The sequence below is a fragment of the Scopulibacillus cellulosilyticus genome, from assembly GCF_042665295.1.
Classification (GTDB): domain Bacteria; phylum Bacillota; class Bacilli; order Bacillales; family Sporolactobacillaceae; genus Scopulibacillus_A; species Scopulibacillus_A cellulosilyticus.
Window position 1 is genome coordinate 235,785 of sequence record NZ_JBHTCO010000004.1, and the last position, 15,874, is coordinate 251,658.

General features: G+C 38.7%; 15 protein-coding genes. 13 read left to right on the plus strand and 2 right to left on the minus strand.

The window, feature by feature from the left end; translation table 11 throughout:
• Positions 1–22: 22 nt before the first annotated feature.
• Positions 23–1,486 carry an MFS transporter gene (locus tag ACFQRG_RS04360; RefSeq protein ID WP_380964063.1) on the minus strand — a complete coding sequence of 488 codons (1,464 nt, stop codon included), beginning with the start codon at positions 1,484–1,486 and terminating at the stop codon, positions 23–25.
• A 216-nt stretch (positions 1,487–1,702) separates the two neighbouring features.
• Here ACFQRG_RS04360 and ACFQRG_RS04365 point away from each other — a divergent pair, with 216 nt between their 5' ends.
• The 13 genes from ACFQRG_RS04365 (at position 1,703) to ACFQRG_RS04425 (ending at position 14,521) form a co-directional block, all read left to right on the plus strand.
• A complete protein-coding gene (locus ACFQRG_RS04365; RefSeq protein ID WP_380964065.1) occupies positions 1,703–1,933 on the plus strand; it encodes a hypothetical protein in 231 nt (76 codons plus the stop codon).
• A 235-nt stretch (positions 1,934–2,168) separates the two neighbouring features.
• Positions 2,169–2,591, plus strand: a complete 423-nt coding sequence (locus ACFQRG_RS04370) for an OB-fold protein (RefSeq protein WP_380964067.1) — start codon at positions 2,169–2,171, stop codon at positions 2,589–2,591.
• A 341-nt stretch (positions 2,592–2,932) separates the two neighbouring features.
• The gene (gene gabT, locus ACFQRG_RS04375; protein WP_380964069.1) at positions 2,933–4,294 is read left to right on the plus strand and encodes a 4-aminobutyrate--2-oxoglutarate transaminase; all 1,362 of its coding nucleotides are present in this window, start codon (positions 2,933–2,935) and stop codon (positions 4,292–4,294) included.
• 54 nt (positions 4,295–4,348) lie between these two features.
• Positions 4,349–5,653, plus strand: a complete 1,305-nt coding sequence (locus ACFQRG_RS04380) for a Glu/Leu/Phe/Val family dehydrogenase (protein WP_380964071.1) — start codon at positions 4,349–4,351, stop codon at positions 5,651–5,653.
• Positions 5,654–5,692: 39 nt separating this feature from the next.
• Complete coding sequence (locus ACFQRG_RS04385) at positions 5,693–5,974, plus strand: biotin/lipoyl attachment domain-containing protein (RefSeq protein ID WP_380964073.1); 282 nt, start codon at positions 5,693–5,695, stop codon at positions 5,972–5,974.
• Between the two features lie 276 nt (positions 5,975–6,250).
• A complete protein-coding gene (locus ACFQRG_RS04390; protein WP_380964075.1) occupies positions 6,251–6,835 on the plus strand; it encodes a TetR/AcrR family transcriptional regulator in 585 nt (194 codons plus the stop codon).
• Between the two features lie 66 nt (positions 6,836–6,901).
• Entirely contained in the window at positions 6,902–7,240 is a 339-nt protein-coding gene (locus ACFQRG_RS04395; RefSeq protein ID WP_380964077.1) for a DMT family transporter, read from the plus strand.
• On the plus strand, positions 7,240–7,560 hold the full coding sequence (locus ACFQRG_RS04400; protein WP_380964079.1) for a DMT family transporter: 321 nt from the start codon (positions 7,240–7,242) through the stop codon (positions 7,558–7,560). Before ACFQRG_RS04395 ends, ACFQRG_RS04400 begins: the two co-directional genes overlap by 1 nt.
• Before the next feature lie 285 nt (positions 7,561–7,845).
• A complete protein-coding gene (locus ACFQRG_RS04405; protein ID WP_380964960.1) occupies positions 7,846–9,258 on the plus strand; it encodes an NAD-dependent succinate-semialdehyde dehydrogenase in 1,413 nt (470 codons plus the stop codon).
• A gap of 64 nt (positions 9,259–9,322) precedes the next feature.
• On the plus strand, positions 9,323–10,420 hold the full coding sequence (gene aguA / locus ACFQRG_RS04410; protein WP_380964081.1) for an agmatine deiminase: 1,098 nt from the start codon (positions 9,323–9,325) through the stop codon (positions 10,418–10,420).
• A gap of 47 nt (positions 10,421–10,467) precedes the next feature.
• Positions 10,468–11,340, plus strand: coding sequence for a carbon-nitrogen hydrolase (locus tag ACFQRG_RS04415; protein WP_380964083.1), 873 nt, complete (start codon positions 10,468–10,470; stop codon positions 11,338–11,340).
• 215 nt (positions 11,341–11,555) lie between these two features.
• Positions 11,556–12,926 carry an APC family permease gene (locus ACFQRG_RS04420; protein WP_380964085.1) on the plus strand — a complete coding sequence of 457 codons (1,371 nt, stop codon included), beginning with the start codon at positions 11,556–11,558 and terminating at the stop codon, positions 12,924–12,926.
• Positions 12,927–13,171: 245 nt separating this feature from the next.
• The gene (locus ACFQRG_RS04425; RefSeq protein WP_380964087.1) at positions 13,172–14,521 is read left to right on the plus strand and encodes an APC family permease; all 1,350 of its coding nucleotides are present in this window, start codon (positions 13,172–13,174) and stop codon (positions 14,519–14,521) included.
• Positions 14,522–14,617: 96 nt separating this feature from the next.
• Here ACFQRG_RS04425 and ACFQRG_RS04430 read toward each other — a convergent pair whose 3' ends face one another.
• Positions 14,618–15,805, minus strand: coding sequence for an ArgE/DapE family deacylase (locus tag ACFQRG_RS04430; RefSeq protein WP_380964089.1), 1,188 nt, complete (start codon positions 15,803–15,805; stop codon positions 14,618–14,620).
• Between the last annotated feature and the right edge of the window lie 69 nt (positions 15,806–15,874).

Genomic DNA, 15,874 nt, shown 5'->3' on the forward strand with positions numbered 1-15,874 from the left:
CAGCTCCTTTAATTGAATGATTTTATCCTTCAGCATGTAACGATTCGTTTTTTGACCTTGTCTCATTAGAAAGCCGTAATAATAATGAGGATAAAATACCGATGATAAAGATAACGACAGCTGCCATATATAAATGGTGGTAGCCTTCTAAAATCATTTTCCGAACAAATTCAGGCATGACGCCGTTAGAACTGAATGAAGAATGAGCTGCCTTTTCAGAACCCATGGAAGCACCGCCGGCTGATCCAAGGAAACTGGCAAGAATAACCGGACCCAGTGATGTTCCGATCGACCTGAATAAACTGATAAGTGATAGGGCGACACTGGACTCTTTTTCAGGTGTCAGTTCAAGAATAATATAATTCAGCGGTGTTCCCATCGTAAAGCCAACCCCGACTCCGGCTAAGATCATGCCAATAATTAATGTGACCCACCCGTTGGCAATATAGGAGAAGAAAACAGCGCCGGCTGTGCTGAGAGCAAATCCGGCAATCACTGTTTGTTTTGCTCCCCATTTATCAAGAAGCATACCCCCAATAGGCGAGGCAAATCCAGCCGCTGCAGCTAAAATAGTCATCACATAGCCGCCGCTGCCTTGATGAAGTTTAAGTAGTGTTTCGGAAAAAGCCGGAATGAAAATCATCGTAATAATACCAATCCCTGTAATGATACTCATGAATAAGGTGATAACAATATTAGCGTTTTTGAAATATTTTAAATTAATAATTGGATCTTTGACCTTTCTTTCAATTAAATAAAGGGGAATAATAGAAATTAAGCCAATGATCACATATCCCCAAACTTTAAAATGCGATAATGAGGCTGCAATATTATTTTGGCTAATATGGGTAATCCCTAAAAGTACAAAGACTATCGTTAAAGTTAAAAATATACCGCCAAACCAATCAATGGATTTATTCTTAACTTCAACTTTCTGTTTTGGCAAGCGGCTGCCAAGAATTAGAACAATAATAGCGATAGGGATATTAATTAAGAAGATCCAGCGCCAAGTCAATTGATCAACGAAGAAACTGCCTATGTTTGGCCCTATAATTGTTGCAATGCCGTACATTGCACCGACCATTCCCAATGCTTGGCCGCGCTTTTCTTTCGGAACAGATGAAGCAATAGCAGCATTGGCAATCGGCATGATACCGCCTCCGCCAAGTGCCTGAATGGCTCTTGCAACCAGCATCATCCAAAGTGAATGAGAAAGTCCGGCAATAAGGGAACCTAATCCAAAAAGAAAGATACCTGCCAAAAAGATTCTTTTCCTTCCAAACATGTCTGCCAGCTTTCCAACGATGGGCATGCTGACGGCATAGACGAGTGTATACATAGTTATAAGCCAAACCGTCCATTTCATACTTGTATCAAGGTCTTTAGATAAAATTGTCAAAGCAGGTGAAACGATTCCGGAATCAAGCGCCCCAAGAAAAACCCCGATCAAAAAGGTAATAAGAATATAACGGGTAGATTTGTTCATGATATCCCTCCTCGCATAACATGTTAACAAATTATATGTGAAAATACACATAAATAATTCTAGATACTTCAAAAAAATGATCCAGGTAAAGTTTTCTTAACACTATTGTAAGGGTATTCCGTAAAATCAAAGTGAAATATTTGTTCTTATAAAAAATAAAATGATAAAGAGTTAGAAGAAGGATTTATGCGATATAAAAGAAAGGGGAGAAATCGAATGCCCAGTAAAAAGACAAAGATGGAGTTAAAACTTAAGAAAATGAACACAGAGGAAAAAATAAGAGCTTTCATGGAAAAAAGTAAAGTTGATGTTCACGCTCAAGTTATCATATTAAATGAACTGACTAATGCTTATAAAGAGGGTTATTACAAAGGTTACAAACAAGGGTTAGCCGATGCTGATAAATTACTAAAAAGAAAAAAGAATAACACCCTGGACTTAGAATAGGCAATAAGCGTGCGCGAAATGCACGCTTTTTATGTTTCACATTATTCAATAATCGAATAAAGTTATCCACAGTTCACGGGGTCAGACCCCTGAAAATGGGGTTATCCACAGACTGGCGCCCTCAAATTGTCAAAAATACGACGAATGTGTCGACGCCTGATAAGTTATACTTGATTATGCAGGCTTATTAAATTATTTATAATTTCATTACTGATCGCAGGAAAGGAAGAAAGTCATGTCTAATGGCACGAAGACAATCATCGCCATCCTTGTCATTGTTGTCGTTGTTTCAGCGGGAATGTTCACTTGGATGAAGTTGCTTCAACACTCAACTAGTAATAATATGGTTAATCATGCAGCGGAAAGTAAAGTGATTAAAGTATCCGCTGAAAAGTATGCCGAACAATATAAAAAAGATAAAAAAGCTGCTGACGAAAAGTATCAAGATACAGTGGTGCAAATAACCGGAAACGTTAAAGAGGTTAAAGACCATCAGCTTATACTAAATGGTACATATCCAATTGATGCTAAAATGCAAAAGAATGTTTCCTTAGATCATTTGAAAAAAGGACAAGTGGCAACATTCAGAGGCTTCCCAATCGGTCTGGATCCAAATAAAAAGGAACTGGTGTTTACAAACGCTAAATTAATAAAGTAATGCAATCTATTAACCATGACTAGTTAATTCGAGTCATGGTTTTATTTATGCGTTTTTGCATAAGTGAACACCATATTGCATAGTTTTTATGATTTCTTGAGTTAATACGTTAAAAAATGAGTGTAGAGGTTAAATCTTTAGAATGCAGTATGAGCAGGTACTCGATATCAGAAACAGCATAGAGGTGTCATCATATTCCAGATTAGCATCTTAGGCGCAAAAAGGTTTGGCACTTGTCATTTTATTTCGCTATTATAGAGCGCTATTATGTTGGCACGCAACTTGCATATTAAAAAAGTGAGAGAACATGAGAAATCAACATAGGTGAAAGGATGAAATCAATGGCTAAATTTTCTGATGTAAAAACTCAGTTACCAGGGCCAATTGCTAAAGAGCTGCTAGAAAAGAGGAAACGTTATGTTCCTAAAGGTGTCAGCAATGGTGTGCCTACCTTTGCAGATTCAGCCGAAGGCGCTCTTGTCAAAGATGTTGACGGAAATACTTTTATAGATTTTGCAGGTGCTATTGGAACGATTAATGTTGGACATAGTCATCCAAAAGTGAATCATGCAATTAAAGAACAAGTTGACCGTTTTATCCACACTGGATTTAATGTCATGATGTACGAAGGATACGTGAAACTGGCTGAAAAACTGGCGCACTTGGCACCGGGGGATCATGACAAACAGGTTCTGTTTTTAAACAGCGGTGCGGAAGCGGTTGAGAATGCAGTTAAGATTGCCAGAAAGTATACAAAAAGACAAGCGATTGTCTCATTTAAAAGAGGCTATCACGGCCGGACATTGATGACAATGACTATGACAAGTAAAGTAAAGCCTTATAAATATGAATTTGGACCGTTTGCGCCGGAAGTTTATAAAGCGCCGTATCCATATTATTACCGCCGCCCGAAAGGCATGACAGAAGCAGATTATGATGAATATGTTTTACAAGAATTTAAGGATTTCTTAGTTGGCGATGTCGCACCGGAAACGATTGCCGCAGTCATTATGGAACCTGTTCAAGGTGAAGGCGGTTTCGTCGTTCCAAACAAAAGGTTTGTTCAAGGTATTTATGAATTGTGCAAGCAGCATGGGATTTTATTTGTAGCCGATGAAATCCAAACAGGTTTCACGAGAACAGGACGTTATTTTGCCATTGAACATTTTGACGTTGTCCCTGATTTAATAACAATCTCTAAATCGATGGGAGCGGGTGTTCCGATCAGCGGTGTGATAGGCAAGAGTGAAATTATGGATAAATCAGAACCGGGCGAGTTAGGCGGTACTTACAGCGGCAGTCCTTTAGGATGCAGTGCAGCTTTAGCGGTTCTTGACGTGATTGAAGAAGAGAATCTTAACCAAAGGGCTGAAAAAATCGGTAAAAGGGTTATCGAAAAATTCAATCAATTGTCAGACCGTTTTGATTGCATTGGTGATGTCAGAGGGCTTGGTGCGATGTGTGCAATGGAGATTGTAAAAGATCTAAAAACAAAAGAACCTGATAAGAAATTAACCAACAGTATTATTAGTGAGGCAGGCAAACGCGGATTGCTTTTATTAAGCGCAGGTGTTTTCGGAAACGTTGTAAGAATATTAATGCCTATTGTCATTACAGATGAGCAGCTTGAAGAAGGGCTGTCTATTATTGAAGAATCAATAGAGGCAGCGGTTGAAAACAATAAAAAGCCGTCACTTGTTTAAAATACGCATGATTACTATTTAAGAAAAATAAAAATTATTTATAGAGGTGCTATTATGGGATCATCAGTGATTACTGACGAACGCGGAGAAATCAAAGAAAAACAACAAACATCAGAAAAAGAAAACTTAAATCTTTTTGAATCAACACAAACAATTATTAAAGAAGCTTTAGATAAATTAGGCTTTTCATCTGAAATGTATGAGTTATTAAAAGAACCAATAAGGCTTTTAACAGTAAGGATTCCGGTGCGAATGGACGACGGCAAGGTCAAGATTTTTACAGGCTACCGTTCCCAGCATAACGATGCTGTCGGCCCAACAAAAGGGGGCGTCCGTTTCCATCCTGATGTAACAGAGGATGAAGTTAAAGCTTTATCAATTTGGATGAGTTTAAAATCAGGTATTGTTGATCTGCCTTATGGCGGCGGTAAAGGCGGCATTATTTGTGATCCGCGGGAGATGTCCTTCCGTGAATTGGAAGCATTAAGCCGCGGTTATGTAAGAGCCATTAGTCAGGTTGTTGGTCCAACCAAAGATATTCCAGCGCCGGATGTTTTTACAAATTCTCAGGTTATGTCATGGATGATGGATGAATATAGTAGGATAAGGGAATTTGATTCACCTGGTTTCATTACAGGAAAACCGATTGTTCTAGGCGGTTCTCACGGCCGGGACTCTGCTACTGCAAAAGGTGTAACGATCTGTATTAGAGAAGCACTTAAGAAAAGAAATATTCCGCTTAAGGGTGCAAGAGTTGTTGTCCAAGGTTTCGGCAATGCGGGCAGTTATCTCTCGAAATTTTTACATGACGCAGGAGCTAAAGTTGTTGGTATTTCTGACGCTTATGGCGCATTGCATGATCCGGAAGGTTTGGATATTGATTATTTGCTTGACCGCCGCGACAGCTTTGGTACGGTTACTAAATTATTTAATAACACAATAACAAATAAAGAGTTACTGGAACTTGATTGCGATATTCTTGTTCCTGCCGCAATTGAAAATCAAATTACTGAAGACAATGCTCATAACATCAAAGCCAGCATCGTAGTTGAAGCAGCCAACGGTCCGACAACATTGAATGCGACAAAGATATTAACGGAAAGAGGCATTTTGCTTGTTCCTGATATTCTTGCAAGCTCCGGCGGCGTAACTGTTTCGTATTTCGAATGGGTACAAAACAATCAAGGCTATTACTGGACAGAAGAAGAAGTTGAAGAGCGTCTTGAAAAAGTACTGGTTAAAGGGTTCAACAACGTTTACGACACTTCTGTTAATCGGAAGGTAAATATGCGTCTTGCCGCATATATGATCGGGATTAGAAAGATGGCCGAGGCATCCCGTTTCCGGGGTTGGGTATAAACCATTTTAGAAAAAGTTCAAATTACGAGGGGGGATCGTTTGATTATCCGTGAATTGTTAACACATCGTTGGGGAAATAAAGAACTGGTGACAAGTCCTTCATACGGTACAGTTGAAAAAGTATTAGCGAAAGCGAATACAAAAGTATCGGAATGGGAGCCGTTGTTTATTATTAAAACGGAAAATGGATCTTGTGAACAAATTGCAGTAGGAATAAGCGGCGTGATCAATTCGGTACACGTGAAAATAGGCGATCATGTGATACCGGGAATGGTGATGGCATTTATAGAAGACGATTTGCTTGATTCTGATATCAGCTGAATAAGATTAACCTAACTATATTAATAGTGGCATTATTTTAAATATGCGAGGCTAGTTATACGCTAGCCTCTTTTTAAACACTTATAAGCGCAACAAAGCGAGACTTCGAACGCAGTGAGTTAGCGAGAATTGTGCTCTGGAGTACTAGGCAGTTGCCTGCGCCTTAAGGGCTTGGCACCAGCCAAGTTTACTTTACCATTCCTTGAATCCAATTGACATATGTGAATGCAATATTATATAATGATTGACAGTCAGTCACATGGAGGTCGGCTTAAATTGAAAACGAAACAAGAAGAAAAATATCAAGCTTTATTACAAGCTTCTATGAAGGTAATAACGGAAAAAGGATTTGAGAAGGCATCGGTATCAGAGATTGTTAAGGAGGCGGGTGTCGCCCACGGAACCTTTTATTTATATTTTACTTCTAAAAACTCTATCGTTCCGGCAATTGCCGAATATATATTTGATAAGCAGCTTGAGGAGTTGAAAAGTGAGACGGCAGACACCAATAATATTTGGGAACAACTTAATGATTTAATTAATGTTACCTTTGATATTACGCAAAGATATAAGGAACTTATTATATTTTGTTATTCCGGATTAGCCTTCTTCCATTCTTTTGAAAAATGGGAAGACATTTATCTTCCATATTATCAGTGGTTAGAGGATAAACTAAATCAAGCAAAAGAAAGAAAAGAAATAGATGCAAGTATTCGGACTGCGAGCGTTGTAAGAATGATTATCGGCGTTACAGAACATACTGCTGAAAATTTACTTTTATCCAAAGAACGTGTAGATGATCAAAATGTAAGTCAATTTAAAGAGGATTTATTTAAATTTATTAAAAAATCGCTTGTTTAGCGAAAGAATTTTTATATAGAAAAAATGACTGATAATCAATCATTTAATATCGAGAGGAGTATTAACATGAGCTGGTTGCTGATCGTAGTAGCTGGGTTGTTAGAAATTGTTTGGGCGACAGGATTAAAATATGCCGATTCTTTAATAGTTTGGGCCGGCGTCATTATCATTATTATTATCAGTTTCATTATGATGATTCGCGCTTTTAAAGAAATTCCCGTTACTATTGGCTATACAGTATTCGTTGGCATTGGCGCAATCGGAACTTTTATTGTTGGTATATTTCTTGGAGAACCGGTTTCTAATAGTCAAATTTTCTTCTTAGCATTTTTGTTAATTGGTGTCATTGGAATGAAAGCTTCAACGGGTAAAAAAGAATCATCAACAGAAAGGGGCAATCAATAATGGCTTGGGTATTACTGCTTCTAGCCGGTTTAGAAGAGGTTATCGGTGTGACAGCTATTAAATATGTTGATGGATTAAAAAGAAAATGGCCTTTAATTATCATTATTGCAGGTTTTATATTTTCATTTACTTGCTTATCATTTGCAATGGAAGATATTCCAGTGGGGGTTGCTTATGCGGTATGGACCGGTATCGGAACCCTTGGCATAACGTTAGTTGATTTAATATGGTTCCGTCAAAAATACAAAATAGCCCAATGGATTTTCTTAGCCTTTATTATTATCGGGATACTGGGTATGAGATTAACAACTGGAGAGTAATCGAGCATCTTACTGAACGGCTTACCCGATCAGGAGCAGGAAAAAAGGTACCCTTATCTTCCAATGGGTACCTTTATAATCAAGGCAATTATTAAAATATGGGTACATTATGCAATATTGAATAATTATCTTTGCAAAAATACTTATATTATGTCGATTTTTTTAATAAAATAAGCAAATTGCTATTGGCATGAAACTTGCTATAAAAAAACATGAGCACAACATCATCAAAAAATGACTGACTATCATTTTTGTTAGGGAGGAAACATATTGAAGTCGTATCAAATGTTCATAGATGGTCAATGGAAAGGCAATCATTTAGAACAAATCAACGTTATTAATCCCGCTGACAAAGAAATTATTGCCCAAATTCCAAAGGGCGGCGGGGCAGAAGCCAAACAAGCTGTCGATGCTGCGTATAAAGCTTTTAAGACTTGGTCGCAAAAAACAGCTGAGGAAAGAAGCCATCTATTATTCAAGTGGCATCAACTCATTAATGAAAATAAAGAGGAAATGGCTAAACTGATGACAATGGAACAGGGAAAGCCTTATAAAGAGGCACTTGGCGAAATGAGTTACGCAAACAGCTTCATCTCTTGGTATGCCGAAGAAGGAAAACGAATTTACGGTGAGACCATTCCGGCGTCGGACAGCCGTAAACGGCTCCTTGTTCAAAAACAACCGGTAGGTGTCGTCGCAGCTATAACGCCATGGAATTTTCCTGCAGCAATGATTACTAGAAAAGTGGGGCCGGCCCTTGCAGCTGGATGTACAGTTGTTGTCAAACCAGCTGAGGAAACCCCGTTAACAGCTCTTAAATTAGCCGAACTCGCGGAACAAGCAGGCATTCCGAAATGTGTTATTAATGTAGTTACTGGTAATCCTCAAGAAATTTCGGAAATATGGTTAAAGGATGAAAGAGTTAGAAAACTAACATTTACAGGCTCTACTGAAGTTGGAAAATTGCTGATGAGAGGTGCGGCCGATACGGTTAAAAAGATTTCTTTAGAGTTGGGAGGCCATGCGCCGTTTATTGTTATGGATGACGCAGACCTGGATAAAGCAGTTCAAGCTGTCGTTGCTTCTAAATTCAGAAATGCCGGTCAAACCTGTATTTGTACAAACCGTGTATACGTTCAAGAATCAGTGGCAGAGGCCTTTTCTGAAAAAATGACAAAAGCAGTGATTGATTTAAAAGTTGGAGACGGATTAAAAGAAGGCATTGACGTTGGTCCTATGATTAATGAAGAAGCTGTAGAAAAAGTAAAGGAACATGTTGCTGACGCTGTTTCAAAAGGCGGACAAGTCGTTTGCGGCGGCGAAGAATTAAATAAAGGCGAAGGTTATTATTTCCAGCCTACAGTGGTTACCCATGCAGATGAATCAATGCTGTGCATGAACGAAGAAACGTTCGGTCCTCTAGCACCAATTGCTGTTTTCAAGGAAGAGGATGAGGTTGTTCAAAGAGCTAATCATACGCCATTTGGTTTAGCAGCTTATGTTTTCACTGAAAACATTGGCCGTGCAATACGGATCAGTGAACAACTGGAGTATGGCATTGTTGGATTAAATGATGGGCTGCCTTCAGTTGCCCAAGCGCCGTTCGGAGGTTATAAAGAAAGCGGTTTGGGAAGAGAAGGCGGTCATCACGGCATAGAAGAATTTTTAGAGGTTAAATATATATCCATTGCTTTTTAAAATTTTGATTATTTAAATCTATATATCTATTAAATTGTAATCTCTCGAAATAGGAGGTAATCAGATGTCGATAACAATAAGCAGTACACCAAAGCAAGACGGCTTCCGAATGCCGGGGGAATTTGAACCTCATAAAGGTACTTGGATGCTCTGGCCGGAAAGAACAGATACATGGCGGCTTGGCGCCAAACCTGCGCAAAAAGCATTTATTAATGTCGCCAGCAGTATTGCCAAATTTGAACCTGTAACATTATGTGTAAATGCAAACCAATTTGAACATGTTCGTGAATTGGCTCCTGAATCGGTACGGGTTATCGAAATCTCATCAAACGACGCCTGGATGAGAGATATCGGGCCGACCTTTGTGAAAAATGATAAAGGTGAAATCCGCGGTATTGACTGGGGATTCAATGCTTGGGGCGGCTTAGAAAAGGGTCTGTATTTCCCATGGAACATGGATACCTACGTTAAACAAAAGGTTTTGGAAATTGAACAAGTGGACCGCTATGACGCTCAAGATTTTATTTTAGAAGGCGGATCAATTACTGTTGACGGCGAAGGTACATTAATTACCACTGAACAATGTCTTTTAAATGGCAACCGAAATCCTCAACTAACCAAAGAGCAAGTAGAAGAGAAATTAAAAGACTATTTAAATGTAGAAAAAATTATTTGGATAAAAGACGGTATGCTAGATGATGAAACGGATGGCCATGTCGACGAAGTTGTCTTTTTTGTCCGCCCGGGTGTTGTTGCGCTCAGCTGGACTGATGATGAAAACGATCCGCAATATCCGGTATTAAACGCGGCATATGAAGTATTAAAAGAAGCAACCGATGCAAAAGGAAGAAAACTGGAGATTCATAAAATTCATATCCCGAAACAAATCGAAATGACTGAAGAAGAAAGTGAAGGTATTGATGTTGCAAGGGGCAGCTTTGGGAGAAACACGGGTACAAAACTTGCCTGTACGTATATCAATTGCTATATATGCAATGGAGGCGTTATTATACCGGCGTTTGAAGACCCTCGTGACAAGGAAGCATTGCAACAAATGCAAGCGCTTTTCCCTGATAGGGAAGTTGTCCAAGTGAATACTCGCGAAATTGCGTTAGGCGGCGGTAACATTCATTGTATTACCCAGCAACAGCCGCAGCCATAAATCATTTAGAATTGGATCACATAACTTAACTGAAAGGATGAAAAAGTATGAAGAAAAACAAAATTAATATCGCACTAATCCAACACAGCTGTTCAGAAGACCGTGAAGCAAACGTAGAGAAAGCAGCGAAAATGATTCGTGAAGCTGCTGAAAAAGGCGCTCAGGTTATTTGTACTCAAGAATTATTCGGCGGACAATATTTTCCGCAAACGATTGATTCAGAGAAATATGAATGGGCGGAACCAATACCGGGTCCGATTACAAATAAAATGCAGGCGCTTGCAAAAGAATTAGGTGTCGTTATTATCACTTCATTGTATGAATATGCAATGGACGGCATGTATTTTAATACGGTTGTTGTCTATGATGCAGATGGCACTGATCTTGGAAAATATCGTAAACATCATATTCCGGAAGGACCGCAATATATTGAAAAATATTATTTTGCTGAAGGCGACACCGGCTATCCAGTATTCGAAACAAAATTTGGTACAATCGGCGTCTTAATTTGCTGGGATGAATGGTTCCCTGAGCCTTCAAGAATCGTTGCCTTAAAAGGTGCAGATGTTGTCTTTTATCCATCAGCAATTGGATCTGAGCCGGATCATCCTGAATTAGACACATCACAAACATGGATGGATGCTATCCGTGCTCACGGTATTCACAACAACATGTTTATTGCCGCAGTTAACCGCGTGGGCCGGGAAGATTCTAATGAAGGTCATATGGAATTCTACGGACGCAGCTTTATCAGCAACCCATGGGGCACAGTAATTAAAGAAGCTGAAACAAAAGAAGACGAAATTATTATGGCTGAAATTGATTTAGCTGAAGTGAAAAAAGCACGAAACATTCTTCAATTCCACCGTGACAGAAGACCGGACAGCTATGGTGAATTACTGCAACGTGTTTTAAAATAACCAATTTTAAGTAAAGACAAAATAACTATTGATATTGGGCCGTTAACCTTGTATAAATGATTCAACAGGGTACGGCCCTGTCATCTTGAAATAGAAAAAATACATTAATTTGCAAAAAATGAAATGATTGAGGTAGATAAGAAACACCCTATCAGACGTTCAGAGGTTAAATAGGACCAATGTCTTAAGCGCTTTCACATCAAGGAGGGATAAGGGTGGAACAAAAGGCTCAACAATTTGAACGTACATTAAAATTAAAACATCTTGTTTTTATTGGATTGGCATATATGGCGCCTTTTGCCGTATTTGACACTTTTGGCATTGTATCGCAAACGACAAAAGGACATGTACCTGCGGCATATATATTAGTCACGATTGCCGTTCTGTTTACAGCATTCAGTTACGGTAAAATGGTCAAGGAATTTCCTCAAGCAGGTTCAGCCTATACGTATACCAGACATACCATGCATCCGGGACTTGGATTTCTAGTCGGATGGGCATCTTTACTTGATTATCTCTTTATGCCAATGATCAATGCGTTACTGGCAAACGTTTATCTTTCTACAGGTTTTCCTGATGTTCCCCGATGGGTATGGATTGTAGGATTAATTGTGTTAATTACAATCATGAATATTGTAGGTGTTAAAATCGCTGTGTCCGCTAATATGCTGATGGTCCTGTTTCAGCTGATCGTTGCGGTCGCATTCATTGTTTTGACGATTAGGGCGATTGTTTTTGGCGGTACCGGCCATCTCTCATTACAGCCGATACTTTCGAATCATATGCCATGGTCCGCGGTAATTGCCGGATCTTCTATTCTGGCATTATCATTTCTGGGCTTTGATGCAGTCACAACTCTCTCGGAAGAGGCTGTTGAACCGAAGAAGAATGTGCCAAGAGGGATTTTACTGATTGCTTTGTTCGGCGGGCTTTTCTTCATTATTGTGACGTTTTTTATGCAATGCTTAATACCGCATGTATCAGTGTTAAAAAATGTTTCAGGGGCTTCGCCGGAAATTGCTAAACTTATTGGCGGCACCCTGTTTCAATCGATTTTTCTTGCCGGTGCGTTTGTTTCTGTTGCTGCATCGGGACTTGCTGCCCAAACAAGTGCATCCCGTCTATTATATGCGATGGGACGCGACGGCGTATTGCCTAAGAAATTGTTTAGTTACGTACATCCCAAGTTAAAAACGCCGATTTTTAATGTCGTTATTTTAGGGATTATAGCGCTGACAGCATTATTTCTTAATTTAACAACCGCAACGTCATTCATCAATTTTGGCGCGTTTACTGCCTTTTCATTTGTTAATCTGTCTGTTATTGCGTTTTATTTTAAAGAGAAAAGGACATCTGCATTTGGCTCAATCATCGGATATATCATTATTCCGCTGATTGGTTTAGCGGTTAACGTTTATTTATGGTTTCATCTGGACCGTGATGCTATGATCCTTGGGTTAAGCTGGATTGGGGCAGGCATTGTCTACCTATTATATTTAACAAGATTTTTTACAAAAGCACCGCCGGAATTTAATTTTGATGAATCTGAATCTATTACTTCTGAGCGAGAATCAATAACTGGATAAAAAAGCTTCTTAATCGATGTCAGGTAACAACCGGCATCGATTTTTTTAAGTGTCAATATATTTAAATGCTTTTGGATATTAGCCGAAACTAATAATTATTTAAAATTAAATAGTTTATTCAAAGGTGAATAATAGTCTATTATTCCTAATCAATTTTTTAATTCTTTTAATAGATAAATGAGATGAATTAATTTGGCACAAAATTTGCATTGTAATTAATGAATGAAAATAGGGAGGGGTTTAAATTGGAGCAAAATAACGGAATATTAGACCGTTCGTTAAAATTGCGGCATATTGTTTTTCTTGGACTAGCCTACATGTCCCCTTTTGCCGTATTTGATACTTTCGGCATTGTATCTGAAACGACAAAAGGTCACGTCCCAATGTCTTATATCCTTGTGACGGTTGCTGTTTTGTTCACAGCATTCAGCTACGGTAAAATGGTAAAATTGTATCCTACCGCAGGCTCGGCTTATACCTATACAAGGCAGACGATGAATTCGGGACTTGGTTTTCTTGTCGGATGGGCATCTTTGCTTGACTATCTTTTCTTGCCAATGATAAATGCACTGCTTGCGGATGTTTATTTGTCTTCAGGATTTCCAAATGTGCCTAAATGGGTATGGATCATTGGCTTAATATTATTAATTACGATTATGAATGTTGTTGGTGTTAAAGTGGCGGTTTCCGCAAATGTTTTAATGGTTGTCTTTCAATTTTTGATTGTTTTAATATTTGTTATTCTGAATATTAGGTCAATTATATTTGGTTATGATGTGAATTTTTCATTTAATCCGTTTTATTCTCATCACATGGCATGGGGGCCGGTGATTTCCGGTGCATCAATTCTGGCATTATCCTTTTTGGGGTTTGATGCAGTCACAACGCTTTCGGAAGAGACAATCGAACCGAAGAAAAATGTACCGAGAGGGATTTTCCTGATTGCTGTTATAGGGGGCATTTTCTTTATTGCTGTCACATATTTCATGCAATGTTTATTTCCAAATGTAGCTTCTTTAAAAAATATTTCAGGCGCATCACCGGAAATAGCTAAATATATTGGCGGAACGATTTTTCAATCTATTTTTCTTGCAGGAGCGCTTGTATCTGTTACCGCATCAGGATTAGCTGCACAAACGAGTGCATCGCGGCTTTTATATGCCATGGGACGCGATGGCGTTTTAACAAAAAAACTATTCAGCTACATTCATCCAAGATTGAAAACGCCGATATTTAATGTTATTATTCTGGGCGTTTTAGCGTTAACAGCATTATTTTTAAGTCTTACAACGGCGACATCATTGATTAACTTTGGTGCATATACCGCATTTTCATTTGTAAACTTATCTGTTATCGTTTATTACGTTAGAAATAAAAGAAGCCATACTTTTAGCTCTATTATAAGCTCTATCATTATTCCTCTCATCGGCTTTGCTGTTAATGCATATCTATGGTTCAGCTTAGACCGTGATGCAATGATACTTGGGCTTAGTTGGACGGCTGTTGGCATTGTCTATCTTGTTTACTTAACAAGATTCTTTACTAAAAAACCGCCGGAATTTGATTTTGATGAGTCTGAATCGATAAGCGGGTAAATGTGCCATTTAGTATAACGAGGCAGCCTCAAAAAAAAGAGGCTGTCTCATTTTTATACTATCAGAAAGTAAATCTTGGCAGAAGCCAAGTTTTCTTTATTTTAATGAGGTTTTATTTTTAATGGTTTGTCCCAAATATTTTTTAGCAATGGATTGAAACACTTCAATGCCTTTTAGGTAACTTTCAATCTCTACATATTCATCCGGCTGGTGGGCTGTTTCGCCATCGATTGTACTCCAAATAACGATAGGAAAATCGCCTGCTGCCTTCATAAATTGTGCTCCGTCTGTATATCCTGTCATACCTTGAGGTTCTTTTGCTGTACCAAATGCTTCTTGACAAACTTCCTGCAAGAAGCGGACAAATGAATGATCTCGAGGTGTACTTAAAGGGGCTAAATCGTTTAAAATAGATATTTCAGCATTTAAATGAGGGTATTTTTCCTTTGTTCTTTCGATTACTTTATTTAATTTATCGATAATGTCTTGATGATTTTGCGATGGCAAAGTTCGAAAATCAATATTAATGCTGCATTGACCAGGCACAACATTTGTATGACTGCCGCCTTCAATCACATTAATACTGTATGTCGGTTCACCAAGTAAAGGATCGGCCGCGAATTCTAATTGGAAGTCGTCGCTTAAAATTTTGTTGATTATTTCATTAATATGAAGGACTGCATTGATTCCTTTTTCTGGTCTTGAACCATGTGCCGTTTTCCCGTAGCAAGTGATTTTTACCCATAGTGCGCCTTTGTGGGCGACAATGATATCACCGTCACTTGGTTCGGCAATAATCAAGGCGTCTAAATCATTTGCATAGCCCTCTTCAACTAACTGTTTTGCCCCGACTGCTCCGGCTTCTTCACCAACAGATGCCAACAATTTAAGGTCTCCTTGTAATTGAATCCCTTCTTCTTTTAAGGCAATCATCGCCATTACGCAGCTCATTAAGCCGCTTTTCATATCACATGCGCCGCGGGCATAAATTTTTCCATTATCTTCTTCAGCAGTGAAAGGGTCATGTTTCCATGTTACATCTCCTGGAGGGACAACATCCATATGCCCGGAAAAACCGAGGACCCGGCCAGATCCCGATGTTCCTTTTAAATAAGCAATTAAGTTAACCCGGCCCTCACTGTAAGGAACTAATTTGGTTTCAATACCATATGATTCCAGCAACTTTTTTAACTTCTTAGCGACAACTTCTTCGTTTCCAGGGGGATTGACCGATTTTACTTTAAGAATGTCTTTTAATGTTTCAACAGCAAATTTCCGATCCATTTTATCACCTCATCAATTTTAGGTTTAATATTGGGGATTAATCGTCAGTTAATTTTTGTTTTAGATCCC

Excerpts from the sequence above, each read along its gene's own strand:
- ACFQRG_RS04415 (WP_380964083.1), top strand. The coding sequence starts at position 10,468 with ATGAAGAAAAACAAAATTAATATCGCACTAATCCAACACAGCTGTTCA.
- ACFQRG_RS04400 (WP_380964079.1), top strand. The coding sequence starts at position 7,240 with ATGGCTTGGGTATTACTGCTTCTAGCCGGTTTAGAAGAGGTTATCGGT.
- ACFQRG_RS04380 (WP_380964071.1), top strand. The coding sequence starts at position 4,349 with ATGGGATCATCAGTGATTACTGACGAACGCGGAGAAATCAAAGAAAAA.
- ACFQRG_RS04365 (WP_380964065.1), top strand. The coding sequence starts at position 1,703 with ATGCCCAGTAAAAAGACAAAGATGGAGTTAAAACTTAAGAAAATGAAC.
- aguA (WP_380964081.1), top strand. The coding sequence starts at position 9,323 with ATGTCGATAACAATAAGCAGTACACCAAAGCAAGACGGCTTCCGAATG.
- ACFQRG_RS04360 (WP_380964063.1), bottom strand. The coding sequence starts at position 1,486 with ATGAACAAATCTACCCGTTATATTCTTATTACCTTTTTGATCGGGGTT.
- ACFQRG_RS04405 (WP_380964960.1), top strand. The coding sequence starts at position 7,846 with ATGTTCATAGATGGTCAATGGAAAGGCAATCATTTAGAACAAATCAAC.
- ACFQRG_RS04395 (WP_380964077.1), top strand. The coding sequence starts at position 6,902 with ATGAGCTGGTTGCTGATCGTAGTAGCTGGGTTGTTAGAAATTGTTTGG.
- gabT (WP_380964069.1), top strand. The coding sequence starts at position 2,933 with ATGGCTAAATTTTCTGATGTAAAAACTCAGTTACCAGGGCCAATTGCT.
- ACFQRG_RS04430 (WP_380964089.1), bottom strand. The coding sequence starts at position 15,805 with ATGGATCGGAAATTTGCTGTTGAAACATTAAAAGACATTCTTAAAGTA.
- ACFQRG_RS04370 (WP_380964067.1), top strand. The coding sequence starts at position 2,169 with ATGTCTAATGGCACGAAGACAATCATCGCCATCCTTGTCATTGTTGTC.